The organism is Enterobacter vonholyi (assembly GCF_008364555.1).
Lineage (GTDB): Bacteria > Pseudomonadota > Gammaproteobacteria > Enterobacterales > Enterobacteriaceae > Enterobacter > Enterobacter vonholyi.
Window position 1 is genome coordinate 1 of the sequence record NZ_VTUC01000038.1, and the last position, 17,682, is coordinate 17,682.

The 17,682-nt window shown below is 54.9% G+C and carries 17 protein-coding genes; 8 read left to right on the forward strand and 9 right to left on the reverse strand.

What is annotated here, in order from left to right:
* Positions 1–406 precede the first annotated feature (406 nt).
* Positions 407–973: a D-glycero-beta-D-manno-heptose 1,7-bisphosphate 7-phosphatase gene (gmhB, locus tag F0319_RS20685; RefSeq protein ID WP_111963981.1), complete on the reverse strand. Its 567-nt coding sequence runs from the start codon at positions 971–973 to the stop codon at positions 407–409.
* A gap of 188 nt (positions 974–1,161) precedes the next feature.
* On the opposite strand from gmhB, the gene metN reads away from it, so the two are divergent.
* From metN to proS, 6 genes are all read left to right on the forward strand, one after another.
* Positions 1,162–2,193, forward strand: a complete 1,032-nt coding sequence (gene metN / locus F0319_RS20690) for a methionine ABC transporter ATP-binding protein MetN (protein ID WP_023310475.1) — start codon at positions 1,162–1,164, stop codon at positions 2,191–2,193.
* The gene (locus F0319_RS20695; protein ID WP_003856130.1) at positions 2,186–2,839 is read left to right on the forward strand and encodes a methionine ABC transporter permease MetI; all 654 of its coding nucleotides are present in this window, start codon (positions 2,186–2,188) and stop codon (positions 2,837–2,839) included. Before metN ends, F0319_RS20695 begins: the two co-directional genes overlap by 8 nt.
* A gap of 40 nt (positions 2,840–2,879) precedes the next feature.
* Positions 2,880–3,695, forward strand: a complete 816-nt coding sequence (metQ, locus tag F0319_RS20700) for a methionine ABC transporter substrate-binding lipoprotein MetQ (RefSeq protein WP_014168729.1) — start codon at positions 2,880–2,882, stop codon at positions 3,693–3,695.
* 106 nt (positions 3,696–3,801) lie between these two features.
* A complete protein-coding gene (gene rcsF, locus F0319_RS20705; protein WP_008501883.1) occupies positions 3,802–4,206 on the forward strand; it encodes an Rcs stress response system protein RcsF in 405 nt (134 codons plus the stop codon).
* The gene (tsaA, locus tag F0319_RS20710) at positions 4,203–4,910 is read left to right on the forward strand and encodes a tRNA (N6-threonylcarbamoyladenosine(37)-N6)-methyltransferase TrmO (protein ID WP_149367687.1); all 708 of its coding nucleotides are present in this window, start codon (positions 4,203–4,205) and stop codon (positions 4,908–4,910) included. The genes rcsF and tsaA overlap by 4 nt, the downstream gene beginning before the upstream one ends.
* 112 nt (positions 4,911–5,022) lie before the next feature.
* Positions 5,023–6,741, forward strand: coding sequence for a proline--tRNA ligase (gene proS / locus F0319_RS20715; RefSeq protein ID WP_111963984.1), 1,719 nt, complete (start codon positions 5,023–5,025; stop codon positions 6,739–6,741).
* 48 nt (positions 6,742–6,789) lie between these two features.
* Here proS and nlpE read toward each other — a convergent pair whose 3' ends face one another.
* The 3 genes from nlpE to F0319_RS20730 are packed head-to-tail and all read right to left on the reverse strand — an operon-like array spanning position 6,790 to position 8,487.
* Positions 6,790–7,488 (reverse strand): envelope stress response activation lipoprotein NlpE, encoded by a 699-nt coding sequence (nlpE, locus tag F0319_RS20720; protein WP_149367688.1) that lies wholly within the window; start codon positions 7,486–7,488, stop codon positions 6,790–6,792.
* A gap of 34 nt (positions 7,489–7,522) precedes the next feature.
* A complete protein-coding gene (gene arfB, locus F0319_RS20725; protein WP_032649720.1) occupies positions 7,523–7,945 on the reverse strand; it encodes an alternative ribosome rescue aminoacyl-tRNA hydrolase ArfB in 423 nt (140 codons plus the stop codon).
* Complete coding sequence (locus tag F0319_RS20730) at positions 7,942–8,487, reverse strand: YaeQ family protein (protein ID WP_023310470.1); 546 nt, start codon at positions 8,485–8,487, stop codon at positions 7,942–7,944. The genes arfB and F0319_RS20730 overlap by 4 nt, the downstream gene beginning before the upstream one ends.
* Positions 8,488–8,683: 196 nt before the next feature.
* On the opposite strand from F0319_RS20730, the gene F0319_RS20735 reads away from it, so the two are divergent.
* On the forward strand, positions 8,684–8,884 hold the full coding sequence (locus tag F0319_RS20735; RefSeq protein ID WP_008501889.1) for a YaeP family protein: 201 nt from the start codon (positions 8,684–8,686) through the stop codon (positions 8,882–8,884).
* Positions 8,871–9,131, forward strand: coding sequence for a Rho-binding antiterminator (rof, locus tag F0319_RS20740; protein ID WP_008501890.1), 261 nt, complete (start codon positions 8,871–8,873; stop codon positions 9,129–9,131). The genes F0319_RS20735 and rof overlap by 14 nt, the downstream gene beginning before the upstream one ends.
* A 28-nt stretch (positions 9,132–9,159) precedes the next feature.
* On the opposite strand, the gene tilS is transcribed toward rof, so the two are convergent.
* The 5 genes from tilS to dnaE form a co-directional block, all read right to left on the reverse strand.
* Positions 9,160–10,449: a tRNA lysidine(34) synthetase TilS gene (tilS, locus tag F0319_RS20745; RefSeq protein WP_149367689.1), complete on the reverse strand. Its 1,290-nt coding sequence runs from the start codon at positions 10,447–10,449 to the stop codon at positions 9,160–9,162.
* Positions 10,450–10,507: 58 nt separating this feature from the next.
* Positions 10,508–10,897 (reverse strand): VOC family protein, encoded by a 390-nt coding sequence (locus tag F0319_RS20750; RefSeq protein WP_023334583.1) that lies wholly within the window; start codon positions 10,895–10,897, stop codon positions 10,508–10,510.
* Positions 10,898–10,962: 65 nt separating this feature from the next.
* On the reverse strand, positions 10,963–13,095 hold the full coding sequence (locus F0319_RS20755; protein WP_149367690.1) for a lysine decarboxylase LdcC: 2,133 nt from the start codon (positions 13,093–13,095) through the stop codon (positions 10,963–10,965).
* Between the two features lie 100 nt (positions 13,096–13,195).
* Positions 13,196–14,155, reverse strand: a complete 960-nt coding sequence (gene accA / locus F0319_RS20760; RefSeq protein ID WP_111963988.1) for an acetyl-CoA carboxylase carboxyl transferase subunit alpha — start codon at positions 14,153–14,155, stop codon at positions 13,196–13,198.
* Between the two features lie 12 nt (positions 14,156–14,167).
* A complete protein-coding gene (gene dnaE, locus F0319_RS20765; RefSeq protein ID WP_111963989.1) occupies positions 14,168–17,650 on the reverse strand; it encodes a DNA polymerase III subunit alpha in 3,483 nt (1,160 codons plus the stop codon).
* Between the last annotated feature and the right edge of the window lie 32 nt (positions 17,651–17,682).

Here is a 17,682-nt window from a genome sequence, read left to right on the forward strand (position 1 = left end):
AGCGTTCAATCTGAGCCATGATCAAACTCTTCAATTTAAGTTTGATGCTCGTGAATTAAACTTCGTAATGAATTACGTATGTTCACTCAGAGACTTGGTATTCATTTTTCGTCCGAGGACGTTAAGAATCCATGTCACTTTGAGTGCCCACACAGATTGTCTGATAAATTGTTAAAGAGCAGTGCAACGCGGCTTTCGCTCACCGTTGCGAGGTGGCGTATATTACGCTTTCCTCTTTCAGAGTCAACCCGTTATTTCAGGATTTTTTCTCTTCAACCGAACCGCTTGTTGTGTGAAGTGATTCACATCCGCCGTGTCGATGGAGGCGCATTATAGGGGGCCGCCGAGGAATGACAAGCGGAAAAATGCATTTTTATTTCAACCGCTCATCTTTTCACCAGAAAGGCTATTTTTGGTGCTTTTTAATCTCTTTTGGCAGCTCGGCCAGACTATTAATTACCCAATCCGCCGCATTCTCAGCTTCTGGCGTCACAGGCTTGCCGGTGCGTACTAATATTTTGGTCCCTACACCCGCTGCTGTGGCTGCCTGCATATCTTCCAGTTTATCGCCCACCATATAAGAAGCCGCCATATCAATGTGCAGGAACTCCTGCGCAGAGATGAACATCCCCGGATGCGGCTTACGGCAATCACAGGTCTGACGATACTCTTCTACGGTTCCCTGTGGGTGGTGTGGACAATAATAGATGCCATCGAGATCCACACCGCGGTCGGCCAGCGACCAGTCCATCCATTCCGTCAGCGTTTCGAACTGCGCTTCGGTGAATTTACCGCGTGCAATACCGGACTGGTTCGTCACGACCACCAGCGCATACCCCATCTCTTTCAGCTGGCGCATGGCATCTATTGCGCCCTCGATAAACTCGAACTCATCAATCTCATGGACATAACCGTGATCCACATTAATAGTGCCATCACGATCGAGAAAAATTGCGGGTACTGATTTTGCCACCGGTTTGCTCCTGAAAAAGGCATGTTCAACTAGTATCTCATGAATCGCAGCGCAATAAAGTGCTCATCGTGCATAGTTGGATTGATTTAGACGTCTGGATGCCTTAACATCCGTTTTGTTTACGGTCATCACCCGTATCTGGCAGAAGAAAATGCCACGGCTAACTTACATACGATAAAAATAATCTAATGATTAAACTTTCCAATATCACCAAAGTGTTCCAGCAGGGGAACCGAACCATTCAGGCGCTGAACAATGTCAGCCTGCATGTTCCTGCTGGTCAAATTTATGGCGTCATTGGCGCATCGGGTGCAGGTAAAAGCACGCTGATCCGTTGTGTTAACCTGCTTGAGCGTCCAACCCAGGGCAGCGTAGAAGTTGGCGGCCAGGAACTCACCGCCCTTTCAGAGAAAGAACTCACCAAAGCGCGTCGTCAGATTGGCATGATTTTCCAGCACTTTAACCTGCTGGCTTCCCGCACCGTGTTCGGCAACGTTGCCTTACCGCTTGAGCTGGATAACACGCCAAAAGAAGAAGTGAAGCGTCGCGTCACCGAGCTGCTCGACCTCGTGGGTCTGGGCGATAAACATGATAGCTACCCGGCAAATCTGTCCGGCGGGCAAAAACAACGTGTGGCCATCGCCCGCGCGCTGGCCAGCAATCCTAAGGTACTGCTGTGCGATGAGGCCACCAGCGCACTGGATCCCGCAACCACGCGTTCTATTCTGGAACTGCTGAAGGACATTAATCGTCGTCTGGGCCTGACGATCCTCCTTATTACGCACGAGATGGATGTGGTGAAACGCATCTGCGACTGCGTGGCGGTCATTAGCAACGGTGAACTGATCGAGCAGGACACGGTAAGTGAAGTGTTCTCGCATCCGAAAACCCCGCTGGCGCAGCAGTTCATCCAGTCCACCCTGCATCTGGATATCCCGGAAGACTATCTGGAGCGTTTGAAGACCGAACCCGCTGCTGACAGCGTCCCGATGCTGCGCATGGAGTTCACCGGTCAGTCCGTTGATGCTCCCCTGCTTTCCGAAACCGCGCGTCGCTTTAACGTGAACAACAACATCATCAGCGCGCAGATGGATTACGCCGGTGGCGTGAAGTTCGGCATCATGCTGACAGAAATGCACGGCACACAAGAAGAAACCCAGGCAGCTATTGCCTGGCTGCAAGAACATCACGTAAAAGTAGAGGTACTGGGTTATGTCTGAGCCGATGATGTGGCTGCTGGTTCGCGGCGTTTGGGAAACGCTGGCAATGACCTTTGTCTCTGGCTTCTTTGGTTTTGTGATTGGCCTGCCGGTCGGCGTGTTGCTGTACGTGACGCGTCCGGGTCAAATCATTGAGAACGCGAAGCTGTACCGTACGCTCTCTGCGCTGGTGAACATCTTCCGTTCTATCCCGTTCATTATTTTACTGGTGTGGATGATTCCGTTTACCCGCGTGATCGTCGGAACGTCTATCGGTCTGCAGGCGGCGATCGTTCCGCTGACCGTTGGCGCTGCTCCGTTTATCGCCCGTATGGTGGAGAACGCCTTGCTGGAGATCCCAACCGGTTTGATCGAAGCTTCCCGTGCGATGGGTGCCACGCCGATGCAGATCGTCCGCAAGGTTCTGTTGCCTGAGGCGCTGCCAGGGCTGGTGAATGCGGCAACTATTACGCTTATCACCCTGGTCGGTTATTCCGCGATGGGCGGTGCCGTTGGTGCCGGCGGTTTAGGTCAGATTGGTTACCAGTACGGCTATATTGGATATAACGCGACCGTGATGAATACCGTTCTGGTATTGCTGGTTGTTCTGGTTTACTTAATCCAGTTCTCTGGCGATCGCATCGTCCGGGCTGTTACGCACAAATAACGTTACACACAACACAAACTCTACGAGTTAAGGATAAAACATGGCGTTTAAATTAAAGACCTTCGCAGCAGTAGGCGCGCTGATCGGCTCTCTGGCACTGGTGGGTTGCGGTCAGGACGAAAAGGATCCAAACCACATTAAAGTGGGCGTTATCGTGGGTGCAGAACAGCAGGTTGCAGAAGTTGCTCAGAAAGTAGCAAAAGAGAAGTATGGCCTGGACGTAGAGCTGGTCACCTTCAACGATTACGTTCTGCCGAACGAAGCGCTGAGCAAAGGCGATATCGACGCGAATGCCTTCCAGCATAAGCCATACCTGGATCAGCAGATTAAAGATCGCGGCTATAAACTGGTGGGCGTGGGTAACACCTTCGTTTATCCGATTGCCGGTTACTCTAAGAAAATTAAATCACTGGACGAACTGCAGCCAGGCTCTCAGGTTGCCGTGCCTAACGACCCGACTAACCTTGGTCGTTCCCTGCTGCTGCTGCAGAAAGTGGGCCTGATCAAACTGAAAGACGGTGTTGGCCTGCTGCCAACCGTTCTGGACGTCACCGAGAACCCGAAAAATCTGAAAATCGTTGAACTGGAAGCACCGCAGCTGCCACGTTCTCTGGACGATGCACAGATTGCTCTGGCCGTTATCAACACCACGTACGCCAGCCAGATTGGCCTGACGCCAGCCAAAGACGGTATCTTCGTTGAAGATAAAGACTCCCCGTACGTTAACCTGATCGTGACTCGCGAAGACAACAAGGACGCGGAAAACGTGAAGAAATTCGTTCAGGCCTATCAGTCAGATGAAGTTTACCAGGAAGCCAACAAAGTGTTTAACGGCGGCGCTGTTAAAGGCTGGTAATCTCACCTCAGTGTAATATCATCAGGACGGGCTTATGCCCGTCTTGTCATTTGTGCAGTCAACTGATTCAATATCTGACGTTTTGATTATCCATTGAGGAAATATTATGCGTGCTTTACCGATCTGTCTTTTAGCACTCATGCTGAGCGGCTGTTCTATGCTAAGCAGATCTCCCGTTGAACCTGTTCAAAGCACGGCAACCCCGCCAAAGACCGAGCCTGCGAAACCGAAAGTGGTTCGCCCTGCGCCGGTTCGCATTATCACGAAAGCGGACGAACTCGTCGGTAAACCGTTCCGTGAGCTGGGCGAAGTGAGCGGCGAATCCTGTCAGGCGACCAATCAGGACTCACCACCAAATATTCCGACAGCGCGTAAACGCATGCAGATTAATGCCGCAAAAATGAAAGCTAACGCGGTTCTGCTGCACAGCTGTGAAGTCACCAGCGGCACGCCGGGCTGCTACCGTCAGGCGGTTTGCATCGGTTCTGCGCTGAACATCACGGCGAAATGAGTGCATTTCAGTTCGAGCAGATAGGCGTTATCCACTCTCCTTATAAAGAGAAGTTCGCCGTCCCTCGCCAGCCCGGTCTGGTCACCAGCGGAAGCGGTGAGCTTCACCTGATTGCGCCTTACAATCAGGCCGATGCGGTACGCGGGCTCGAGGCTTTCAGCCATTTATGGGTGGTGTTCGTGTTTCACCAGACGATGGAAGGCGGCTGGCGACCTACCGTGCGTCCTCCTCGTCTTGGCGGCAATGCGAGAATGGGCGTGTTTGCAACGCGCTCGACCTTCCGTCCAAACCCGGTTGGCATGTCGCTGGTTGAACTGAAAGGCATACGCTGCCAGAAAGATCGGGTGATACTGGAGTTAGGTAGCATGGACCTGGTCGACGGCACGCCGGTTATCGACATCAAGCCCTATTTGCCCTTCGCCGAAGCCCTCCCGAACGCGCGTGCAAGTTATGCTCAGGACGCACCACAGGCGGACATGCCGGTGTATTTTACGCCTGAGATAACCGCACAGCTCGGTCAGCTGGAGAAACGCTATCCTCGCTTACGGGATTTCATCACCGAAGTTCTGGCACAGGACCCGCGCCCGGCCTACCGTAAAGAAGAGGAAGCAGGAAAAACGTACGCCGTCTGGCTGATGGATTTTAACGTTCGCTGGCGCGTCACCGGGGCAGGTTTTGAAGTGTTTGCCCTTGAACCCAGGTAATTTTGTTCTCCTCTCTTTTGGCATCTTTACCACACTGGTAAACTAAACCACTTTTTTTGTGTCAGGCTGGTGTTTCAGCCTGTTCCAATCGTCGAAATGGAACCGTAACAACATGCGTACTAGCCAATATCTGCTCTCCACTCTGAAGGAGACGCCTGCCGACGCCGAAGTGATCAGCCATCAGCTGATGCTGCGCGCCGGGATGATCCGCAAGCTGGCCTCCGGGTTATATACCTGGCTGCCGACCGGCGTGCGCGTCCTGAAAAAAGTCGAAAACATCGTGCGTGAAGAGATGAACAACGCCGGTGCTATCGAGGTGTCCATGCCTGTGGTTCAGCCCGCTGACCTGTGGCAGGAGAGTGGCCGTTGGGAACAATATGGTCCTGAACTGCTGCGCTTCGTCGATCGCGGCGAGCGTCCGTTCGTTCTCGGCCCAACGCATGAAGAAGTTATTACCGACCTGATTCGTAATGAGCTGAGCTCTTACAAACAGCTGCCGCTGAACTTCTTCCAGATCCAGACCAAGTTCCGTGACGAAGTTCGCCCGCGTTTCGGCGTCATGCGCTCTCGCGAATTCCTGATGAAAGATGCCTACTCTTTCCATACCTCTCAGGAATCACTGCAAGAGACTTACGACGCAATGTACGCGGCATACAGCAAAATCTTTTCCCGCATGGGTCTGGATTTCCGTGCTGTGCAGGCTGATACCGGCTCCATCGGCGGTAGCGCATCCCATGAGTTCCAGGTTCTGGCGCAGAGCGGTGAAGACGATGTGATCTTCTCTGACTCTTCAGACTACGCGGCGAACATCGAATTTGCAGAAGCGCTGGCACCAAAAGAACCGCGTGCTGCGGCAACGCAAGAGATGACGCTGGTTGATACGCCAAACGCGAAAACCATCGCTGAGCTGGTTGAGCAGTTCAATCTGCCGATCGAAAAAACCGTGAAAACGCTGCTGGTGAAATCCACCGAAGGCAGCGCTTACCCGCTGGTTGCCCTGCTGGTGCGTGGCGATCACGAGCTGAACGAAGTGAAAGCCGAGAAGCTGCCGCAGGTAGCCAGCCCGCTGACGTTCGCCACGGAAGCGGAAATCCGCGCCGTGGTCAATGCGGGTCCAGGTTCACTGGGTCCAGTCAATCTGCCGGTGCCTGTTGTTATTGACCGCACGGTAGCCGCGATGAGCGACTTCTCCGCTGGTGCGAACATCGACGGTAAACACTACTTCGGCATCAACTGGGATCGCGACGTGGCGACGCCGGAAGTGGCTGACATCCGTAACGTGGTCGCAGGCGATCCAAGCCCGGACGGCCAGGGTACCCTGATGATTAAGCGCGGCATCGAGGTCGGTCACATCTTCCAGCTGGGCGATAAATACTCTCGTGCGCTGAACGCCGCCGTTCAGGGCGAAGATGGCCGTAACCAGATCCTGACCATGGGTTGCTACGGTATCGGGGTGACGCGCGTGGTGGCTGCGGCGATTGAGCAGAACTACGACGAGCGCGGCATCGTCTGGCCGGACAATATCGCGCCGTTCCAGGTCGCCATTCTGCCAATGAACATGCACAAGTCTTACCGCGTGCAGGAGCTGGCCGAGAAGCTGTATGCCGAGCTGCGCGCTCAGGGCATCGAAGTGCTGATGGATGACCGTAAAGAGCGTCCGGGCGTGATGTTCGCCGATATGGAACTGATCGGCATCCCACACACCGTCGTTATCGGCGACCGTAATCTCGACAGCGATGAGATTGAATACAAATACCGTCGCAGCGGCGAAAAACAGATGATCAAGACCGGCGACATCCTTGATTACCTGGTGAAAGCCATTAAAGGCTAAACAAAAAAACCCCGCTCAGGCGGGGTTTTTTAATGGTGCTACGTCAGCTTATTTACTGTTACAGTCTTTGCCCGCAATAAATTTCGCGCCTTTATCCGCCACCAGCGTTTTCACCATCTCTCCGCTATCCGGGTTTGGTTCAAGCGTAAAGTGACCGTCAACCGTCAGCAATACCGGCTTGCTGTCATTACCGCGTGCTACGGCGTAATCACGTTCAAGCTGCGCATTGTTTGCCACGCTAACCTTCCTGCCGGTTGCGCAGTCGGTAAAGATCGCCGCATCCGCCATATAGAAGTACATCCCCCGCATTGCCATAGGCGTGGCAGGCAGAGCCGCTTTTACCGGCGCAAGCGTGTAGTTGAACTGGGATTCAATCGGGTTGCCTTCGCGGTCAAGCATCTCCATCCCCTCGCCTTTGGCGCGGAAAAAGGTTTTCTCACCGGAGGTATCCGTCAGAACCAGCTTCTCAGCCGTACGCGCCCATGTTCCGTAAGTTGCAAATGACGAGGGTTCTTTAGCGCCCTGATAGCGCTGGTTCATTACCCAGGTGCCGTCTTTTTGCAGGAACAGAGACGTTTCAATGCCTTCGCAGTCTGCGCAAGGCAATACGCCGCGCCAGCTCTGCTGCATTGGTTTTAACTCTTCCGTTTGCGTGGGTTGTAACATCTGCGTTTCGGAGCGGTTGTTACAACCGAAAAGCGCAAACAGCGTGCTCACTGCCATCGCTGACCATAATGCTTTTTTCACAATGAATTCCTTATGAAAATTGTGTTCCCTTTCGTCACTCTGTTGGGCGACGAACTTTACCGCGTAGTGCTTTCACTGTGGATTTTTGGGCCTTCGAGGACAGCCGACGCTCTTTCGATGCGCGGGTTGGCCGCGTTGCCCGGCGGCTTTTTTGTACTGCCGTTAATTCTTTGATGACCGCCACCAGCCTGGCTATCGCCGCTTCCCGGTTGAGCTCCTGGCTGCGGTACTCCTGGGCTTTGATCACAATCACACCATCGCTGGTGATCAGGTGATGGCTGGCAGCAAGCAGGCTTTCTTTATAATACTCTGGCAGGCTCGAGGCCCGAATGTCAAAACGCAAATGGATAGCCGTCGACGCCTTGTTGACGTGCTGCCCACCGGCCCCCTGAGCACGGATGGCGGTAATCTCCAGCTCGTTGTCAGGAATGCTGACGTTACGGGACAAGACGATCATGACGCGGGCTGCCACGCCGTCAAATGAATTTCCAGATTATTCTGAGAATCAGAGAGCCAGATGGCGCCATCCTGAATCGTCGCCTGCAACACCATGGTCCGGCTGGCAAACTCGCTCAGCTGAGCCAGCTGCTCATCATCCAGATACCAAACCGTGAGATTTTTAAACTGTCCGCACTTGCTCTTGTTTTGCTGCCACCAAATCTCCGCAGCACGCTGATTATACGCGAATAAGGCCACTTCAGCGGACTGGGTGCAGGCCTTCTTAATTCTGCGCTCGTCAGGCAGGCCGAGTTCGATCCACAAGTCGATACCCAGATGATCGTTGCGCAGCCAGGCTTCAGGCTCGTCTTCTGCGCTTAACCCACGGGTAAACTGCAGACGCTCGTCGGCGTACTTAATCCACGCCAGCAGGCGCAGCATCATGCGCTCCTGGGTTTCGGAGGGATGGCGTGCCAGCGTAAGCGACGCGTCGAGGAACTGGTTGCGATCAAGATCGGCCACATTGACCACTGCTTTATAAATTGTCGCTTTCAGCGCCATGAGAGAACTCCATTCGAATCAGGCACTCATTGTAGCGAAAACCGCGGCAAAAGGCTGTTATGGGATGATAAATACACCGCTATCAAGGCGCTGATATTGCTTAAATGAGTATGGTATAGTCACCTTGCTAAACCGAGTTTATCTTCGTAGGCTTAATGATATCTCACAGTAAGTCAGTGCGCTGGCGGGAGGGGATGTGAATAATTATTGTGAGTTAATTCGCAAACGGTATGCGGAAATCGCCAGCGGAGATCTGGGGTATGTCCCGGACGCGTTGGGCTGTGTATTGAAAGTGCTTAATGAAGTGGCCTCTGATGAGAGCCTTTCAGAGTCAGTCAGGGAAAAAGCAGCATATGCTGCGGCGAATTTACTGGTGAGCGATTATGTCGATGAATGATACTTATCAACCCATCAATTGTGATGACTATGACAACCTCGAACTCGCCTGCCAGCATCATTTATTACTGACGCTGGAGCTAAAAGATGGCGAAGTGTTGAAGGCAAAAGCCAGCGATCTGGTTTCACGCAAGAATGTGGAATACCTGATAGTGGAAGATGCCGGTGCGACGCGTGAGCTGCGTCTGGACAAAATAGCCAGCTTCAGCCACCCGCAAATCGGCACCGTCGTGGTGAGCGAATCCTGATGACACTAACGGGCAGCCTGGCTGCCCGTTACGCTTTCTGCCACTCAAAACGGACACCCTCTTCTGTCCAACCCTCTTCCGTAATGAAAACCCCTGCCGCAGCAATCAACGTTTCACCATAGAACAGCAGCGGCGTGGTGTCGCGCAGCCACGGCGGCACGTTGCACTCCTGCCAGATTTTCTTCAGCTTGCGTCCCCCGTTGCGCCCGACAATATGCAGCACGCCGCCAGCCTTGAAGCGCACGGTGACCGGTTCACCGGGCTTCGGCAGCCGCACATGACCAGACGACAGGAGAGAAACGCGTCCTGCCTCACCGGGCAATACCAGCGGTGCGTCAGGAGAAAGCCAGTCGAGCACTACATCAGTCAGCGAGGGCATGGACTTTATCCACCAGAGTTCCCCTTTATAGCGTCTAACGTCAAAACCATTCAGGTGGACGCACGGGGAAGCATCATCCCGCGCCATGGCAACTTCGTCCCAGATACGGCTCAGCATCGCCCGCGATGGCATTGCCGCATGATGAGAGGCCAGCCAGCGGCGTAACAGCGCGGCGCGACGTACCGGGCTCATCGCTTGCATCGGGGCGATCGCCAGCCCTCCGTCGGCAGAAATCAGCCCAGCCAGCTCGCCGCTCAACAGCTCGTCCAGCAACGACTCCTGTTCGGCGCACAGCATGGCGCTTCTTGCCGTCGCGTCGGCGAAATGCGGCCAGCGCTCGCTTAAAAGCGGAAGGACGCGCAGACGAAGGAAGTTGCGGTCATAGCCGTCATCCCGGTTGCTCTCATCTTCAATCCAGTTCAGCTGATATTCTCGCGCCCAGGCTTCAAGCGAGGCGCGCGTCTCGCCAAGCAGCGGACGCAGTAACGTTGTACCGGCAAAGTCAGAACGCGCCGGCATGGCAGAAAGCCCCGCCGGCCCGCTGCCCCGCTTAAGCGCAAGTAGAAAGGTTTCACACTGATCGTCCAGGTGCTGGGCCGTGACCAGCGCTTCTCCGGTACGTAATGCCCCGGCAAACGCGGCATAGCGGGCTTTACGTGCCTGCGCCTCGATGCCCAGCCCTTCCTCCGCAAGCATGACGCGTTCAACGATGAGCGGGATCGCCCAGGCCGCACACAAGGCTTCGCAGTGCGCCACCCACTCCTCTGCGTGAGGACTTAATCCGTGATGAATATGCATCGCCCGGAGCTGGACGTCAGGTTCCCGATCGCGCCAGCGCTTAAGGCGATGGAGCAGAACGGTGGAATCCAGGCCACCGCTAAACCCCACCAGCAGCTGGCGGTACGGTGAAACGGCTTGTGCGATAGCGGGTAAGGTCATAGGGAATTACACATAAAAAATGCCCGAGCTGAGCGGGCATTATCACACAGGACGAACATTACTGCTGATAAAGCTCCAGCGGCAGGCCGTCCGGGTCGTTGAAAAAGGTAAAGCGCTTGTCGGTGAACGGATCGACGCGAATCGCTTCGCACGTCACGCCGTGTGCTTCCAGATGCTTAACTGCGCTATCCAGGTCATCGACGCTGAAGGCGAGATGGCGCAGGCCGCAGGCTTCCGGGCGGGACGGACGAGCAGGAGGAAAAGGAAAAGAGAACAGTTCAATCACATACTGCCCGTTTAACGCCAGGTCACCCTTCCAGGAGTCACGCTCCTCGCGGTAGGCCTCACTCATAAGCGTGAAGCCAAGGATGTCGCAGTAAAAGGCCTTACTTTTCGCGTAATCGGTCGCAATGATCGCAATATGATGAACAGCTTTTAAACCCAGCATAGCTTCTCCTTTTTATGATCCCTGAACGTTACAACCGAAAACCCGCACCATGCAAGCGGTCACCCTTATTTTAGGACTCGCACCCAGTAAACGCCGTTTTCGTCGCGCTTCGCACCGTGGATATCCGTCTCAAAACCGGGATAGTGACGCCCTACCGAACAAAGCATCAGCAGGAAATCGAGCACGGCCCGACTCTCTTCGGTAATCATCTCTCCCGGCATCAGGAGCGGTACGCCCGGTGGGTAGGGCAGGATCATGTTCGCCGATACGCGCCCGACCAGGTTTTCCAGCTCAACGGTTTCGACCTCCCCTTTCACCTGGCGCTGCCATGCCTTGTGCGGGGTAAACTTCATCTCCGGTAAGACATCGAACGCCTGAAGCATCAGACGCGGCAGATCGTGCTGACGGATCAGCCTGTGGATCCCCTGGGCCAGATCCTGAATGCGCATATTACGGTAGAAGTCAGGATCCTCCGCGTAGAGATCCGGCAGCATGTTCTTTACCCGCAGGTTGAGATCGTAGGCTCGCTTAAACTCCATCAGCCCGCGCAGCAATCCCATCGCCCGGGTTTTGTCGATCCCAATGCTGAACAGGAACAGCAGGTTATAGGGACCGGTTTTCTCCACCACCACGCCACGTTCATCAAGGAATTTCGCGACCAGCGCGGCCGGAATACCTTCATCGCTCATCCTGCCCTGCTCGTCCATGCCCGGCGTCAGGATCGTCACTTTTACCGGGTCGAGGAACATATGGTCGCTATCGGCATCCCGGAAACCATGCCAGTCTTCGCCGGGCGAGACGGGCCAGCATTCTGCCTCATCAATCTCTTCCGGCTGCCAGATATCAAAGAACCAGCCGTCGGCTTCATCTTTCAGCCGCTGCACCTCTTTACGGAAATGCAGCGCGCGCTCCACCGAACGGTTGATGAGACGTTTACCCGGGTTGCCGCGCAGCATCGCCGCGGCCGTTTCGATAGACGCCACCAGCGGATAGCTCGGCGAGGTGGTGGTATGCATCATAAAGGCTTCGTTAAAGGTCTCCTCGTCGTACTCGCCTTTAATGTGAATAAGCGAAGCCTGGGAAAACGCGGCCAGCATTTTGTGCGTCGACTGCGTTTCGAAGAATACTTTACCCGGCACGCGCTCGCCGCTCATGCCGCTTTTACCCGCGTAAATCGGGTGGAAATTAGTGTACGGTACCCACGCGGAATCGAAGTGGATCGACGGCACGTCCAGCGTCTTTTTGATCCAGTTTGTGTTGTACAGCAGACCGTCGTAGGTCGAGTTGGTGATGACCGCATGAACAGGCCAGCTTGCGCCAGGAATTGCCGCGACCTTACTTTCAATGGCTTCATGGGTAAACTCCCGGCGCGGAATGCCGCCAAGAATACCGAGCGCGTTACGCGTGGGCGACAGCCAGAGCGGTACGACGTCGCTCATCATCAGCAGGTGCGCCAGCGATTTATGGCAGTTACGGTCAATCAGCAGGGTGCTGCCGGCAGGCGCGGCGTACATCCCGACGATTTTGTTCGAGGTCGAGGTGCCGTTGGTCACCATATAGCTCTGCTCGGCCCCAAAGGTGCGGGCGATATACTCTTCGGCTTCCAGATGAGGGCCGGTGTGATCCAGCAGAGAGCCTAATTCGGTGACCGAAATTGACACGTCCGCTTTCAGCGTGTTGCCACCAAAGAAATCATAGAACAGGCAGCCCACCGGGCTTTTTTGGTAGGCCGTCCCCGCCATATGGCCTGGCGTACAGAAGGTATATTTCCCCTCCTTCACGTAGGTGAAGAGCGCGCGGGTAAACGGCGGAGTGATGTTATCGAGATATTCATTCGTGTATTGCTGAATTCGGGTCGCAATATCGTCCGCTACGCCGAGGGAATATTCAAAAAACCACAGCGCCATACGCATATCATTGGCGCTGACGTCCATGGTTGAGTGAGTATTAATAAATGCGTACAGCGGGAGGTATTCGTTCAGCTTGTTGATATCGCTGCACAGTTCGAGATCATATTCGTCCCAGTCGAAGATCACGCCGCAGATGCGCGGGTTGTGCTCGATGAACTTCAGCAGGTCGGCGCTGTTGTGCGGCCAGATTAGCTGATACCCGCGCGACTGCAGGGCTTGCTCCAGCTCCTTAATCGGCTCATCTTTATAAAAGACGCCGTGTGGCCCCATAATGGCAATGATATTCATGGGCTTCCTCCCTTAAAAACATTAGCTAAGCATAGCCCGGCTAAACCGCAGGTATAAAAAAAGCCGCAACAGTGTGCGGCTTTTCAGATAATTGTGAAGCTTACGCGTAACCGTAGGTCATCAGACGCTGGTAACGGCGGTTGAGCAGATCTTCTGTACTCAGCACGTCCAGGTCCGCCAGGTCTGCCAGCAGTTGCGCTTTCAGAGACGCTGCCATCACTTCCGGCTTACGATGTGCGCCACCCAGCGGTTCCGGGATGATGGAATCGATCAGCTTCAGCTCTTTCAGGCGTGGCGCAATGATGCCCATTGCTTCTGCAGCCAGCGGCGCTTTGTCGGCGCTTTTCCACAGAATGGATGCACAGCCTTCCGGGGAGATAACGGAATAGGTACTATACTGCAGCATATTCACTTTATCGCCCACGCCAATTGCCAGCGCACCGCCGGAGCCACCTTCACCGATAACTGTACAGATGACCGGCACCTTCAGACGAGACATCTCGCGCAGGTTGCGCGCGATGGCTTCAGACTGACCGCGCTCTTCCGCGCCCACGCCAGGGTATGCACCCGGTGTGTCGATGAAGGTGATGATTGGCATGTTGAAACGCTCAGCCATCTCCATGAGACGCAGGGCTTTACGGTAGCCTTCTGGTGCTGGCATACCGAAGTTACGACGGATTTTCTCTTTGGTTTCACGACCCTTCTGATGACCAATGATCATCACCGGGCGTCCGTCCAGACGCGCGATACCGCCAACGATAGCTTTGTCGTCAGCGTATGCGCGATCGCCTGCCAGTTCGTCAAATTCGTCAAACGCCAGGCGGACATAATCCAGGGTGTACGGACGCTGTGGATGGCGAGCCAGCTGGGCCACCTGCCATGCGCCAAGATCGGCAAAGATTTTGCGCGTCAGCTCTACGCTTTTCTCGCGCAGACGATGCACTTCTTCGTCGATGTTAATATCCAGTTTTTCATCCTGACGGCTTACCGCTGTCAGAGAATCGATTTTCGCTTCCAGCTCAGCAATCGGCTGTTCGAAATCAAGGAAATTCAGACTCATAGTATTCCTGTATTAGTCAAACTCCAGTTCCACCTGCTCCGAACCAATGAGGCCACGGAGATCGTTCAGTAAACGATCGCTCGGAGAGACACGCCACGTTGCACCAAAGCGCAACCGCGCACGTGCATCCGCCCTCTGATAGTAGAGATGTACTGGAATTGTCCCCGAGCGGTGGGGTTCCAGAGACTGACGGAGTCGGTTTAAAAGCTGGTCATCAATTTGCCTGTCCGTCAGCGAGATAGCAAGCCCGCGAGCATATTTTTCCCGGGCTTCGTCAATGTCCATCACTTCGCGGGCGGTCATTTTAAGCCCCCCACTGAAGTCATCAAAGCTGACCTGTCCGCTGACGATAAGTATGCGGTCTTTTTCCAGCAATTGCTGGTATTTATCCAACGCGTCGGTGAACAGCATCACCTCCAGACGCCCGGAACGGTCATCCAACGTACAGATGCCGATACGATTGCCGCGCTTGGTGACCATAACCCTTGCAGCAATCACGAGCCCCGCAGCCGTAGTGATTTTACCACGTTCTGTCGGATGCATGTCTTTAAGCCTGTGGCCGCCGACATAGCGCTCAATTTCTTTAATGTACTGGTTGATCGGGTGTCCCGTCAGGTACAAGCCTAACGTTTCACGCTCCCCATCCAGTACCACCTGTTCTGGCCACGGCTGGCAGTTGGAATAGGATTGCTCGATCTGCTCTGGCTCTTCCGCCAGCACACCGAACATATCTGCCTGACCAATGGCTTCCGCTTTTGCGTGCTGATCCGCCGCTTTCAGGGCGTCGCCGAGGGAATTCATCAGCGCGGCGCGGTGCGGCCCCAGCCTGTCAAACGCGCCGGACATGATCAGTTTTTCCAGCACGCGACGGTTCAGTTTTTTGGTATCGGTACGGGCGCAAAGATCGAACAGCTCGCGGAAATACCCGCCGTTGTTGCGCGCTTCGATGATCGCCTCGATCGGACCTTCGCCTACGCCTTTGATCGCGCCGATCCCGTAAACGATCTCTCCGTCATCGTTGACGTGGAAGTGGTAGAGCCCTGAGTTAATATCCGGCGGCAGGATCTTGAGTCCCATGCGCCAGCACTCGTCCACCAGGCCAACCACCTTCTCGGTGTTATCCATATCCGCGGTCATTACCGCCGCCATAAACTCAGCAGGATAGTGCGCCTTCAGCCACAGCGTTTGATACGACACCAAAGCATAGGCGGCGGAGTGAGATTTGTTAAATCCGTACCCGGCGAATTTCTCCACCAGGTCGAAGATTTTCATCGCCAGCTCGCCGTCAACGCCGTTTTTCTTCGCCCCATCTTCAAAAATGGAGCGCTGCTTGGCCATCTCTTCCGGCTTTTTCTTACCCATCGCACGACGCAGCATGTCCGCGCCGCCGAGCGTATAGCCGGAAAGCACCTGGGCAATCTGCATGACCTGTTCCTGATACAGGATGATGCCGTATGTTGGTTCCAGTACCGGCTTCAGGCTTTCATGCTGCCACTGAACGTCCGGGTAAGAAATCTCTTCGCGACCGTGCTTACGGTCGATAAAGTTATCTACCATCCCTGATTGCAGTGGGCCCGGACGGAACAGGGCTACCAGTGCGATCATATCTTCGAAGCAGTCAGGCTGCAGACGTTTAATCAGATCTTTCATGCCGCGGGATTCAAGCTGGAAGACGGCTGTCGTCTCCGAGCGCTGCAGCATGTCGAAACTTTTCTTGTCATCCAGCGGGATGGCGGCAATGTCTATCGGCTCAAGACCCTGCTTTTCCCGGCGCGGGTTGATCATCTTCAGCGCCCAGTCGATGATCGTCAGCGTACGCAGGCCGAGGAAGTCAAACTTCACCAGCCCGGCGTATTCCACGTCGTTCTTATCAAACTGAGTAACCGGATGCTCACCGGCTTCATCGCAGTAGAGCGGCGCGAAGTCGGTAATTTTGGTCGGCGCAATAACCACGCCCCCCGCATGCTTACCGGCGTTACGCGTGACGCCTTCAAGCTTGCGCGCCATGTCGATCAGCGCTTTGACCTCTTCGTCCGCCTCGTAGATTTCCGGCAGCTGCGGCTCGGCTTCAAACGCTTTTGCCAGCGTCATGCCCGGATCGGGCGGCACCAGCTTAGAAATGCGATCGACAAACCCGTACGGGTGACCCAGCACGCGGCCCACGTCGCGGATAACCGCTTTTGCCGCCATCGTACCGAACGTAATAATTTGCGATACCGCGTCACGGCCGTACATATCGGCCACGTGCTCAATCACCTGGTCGCGTTTCTCCATGCAGAAGTCGACGTCGAAGTCGGGCATCGAGACACGTTCCGGGTTGAGGAAACGTTCGAACAGCAGGTCGAATTCCAGCGGATCGAGGTCGGTAATTTTCAGCGCATACGCCACCAGCGAACCTGCACCGGAGCCACGCCCCGGCCCGACCGGCACGCCGTTATCTTTCGACCACTGGATAAACTCCATAACGATCAGGAAGTAGCCCGGGAAGCCCATCTGGTTGATCACCTGGAGTTCAATGTCCAGGCGTTCGTCATACTCAGGACGACGCTTTTTACGCTCTTCTTCATCCGGGAACAGGAATTCCAGACGCTCTTCCAGACCTTCTTTTGATTTCGCGACCAGGAAATCTTCCGTGGTCATGTCACCCGTCGGGAACTGCGGCAGGAAGTATTCGCCGAGGCGGACGGTAACGTTGCAGCGCTTGGCGATCTCTACGCTGTTTTCCAGCGCTTCGGGAATATCGGAGAAGAGTTCACACATCTCCTCCTCGCTGCGCATGTACTGTTGAGCGGAGTAATTACGCGGCCGCTTCGGATCGTCGAGCGTAAAGCCATCGTGGATCGCCACGCGAATTTCGTGCGCGTCAAAATCTCCCGGTTCGAGAAAGCGTACATCGTTTGTCGCGACGACGGGCAGACCGCGTTCTTCCGCAAGTGCGACCGCCGCATGAAGATAGCTCTCTTCGTCCTGGCGACCGGTGCGGATCAACTCCAGATAATAACGATCCGGGAAATACTCTTCGTAGAACGAGACGCATTGATCCACCAGCGCGCTGTTACCGCGCAGCAGTGATTTGCCGACGTCACCCATACGGCCACCGGAGATCAGCAGCAGCCCTTCGTTGAGCTCGGCCAGCCAGTCGCGGTCGATCCACGGGCCCAGCGCACCATATCCGCGCTGATAGGCTTTTGAGATAAGCAGCGTGAGGTTTTGGTAACCCGTGTTGTTCATCGCCAGCACGGAGATTTGCGTCAGTTCATCCCCGATGAGGTCGCTCTGCACGTGGAAATCCGCGCCGACGATGGGCTTTATCCCCGCGCCGTGCGCTGTTCCGTAGAACTTCACCAGGCCACACAGGTTGGTAAAATCGGTGATCGCCAGCGCAGGCATGCCAAGGGAGGCCGCCTTTTTTACCAGCGGCCCGGTCTTCGCCAGCCCATCGATCATGGAGTAGTCGCTATGCACCCGCAGGTGTACGAAACGTGGTTCAGCCATCTTCAGATTCCGCGTTACTTAATTGCTTGCGT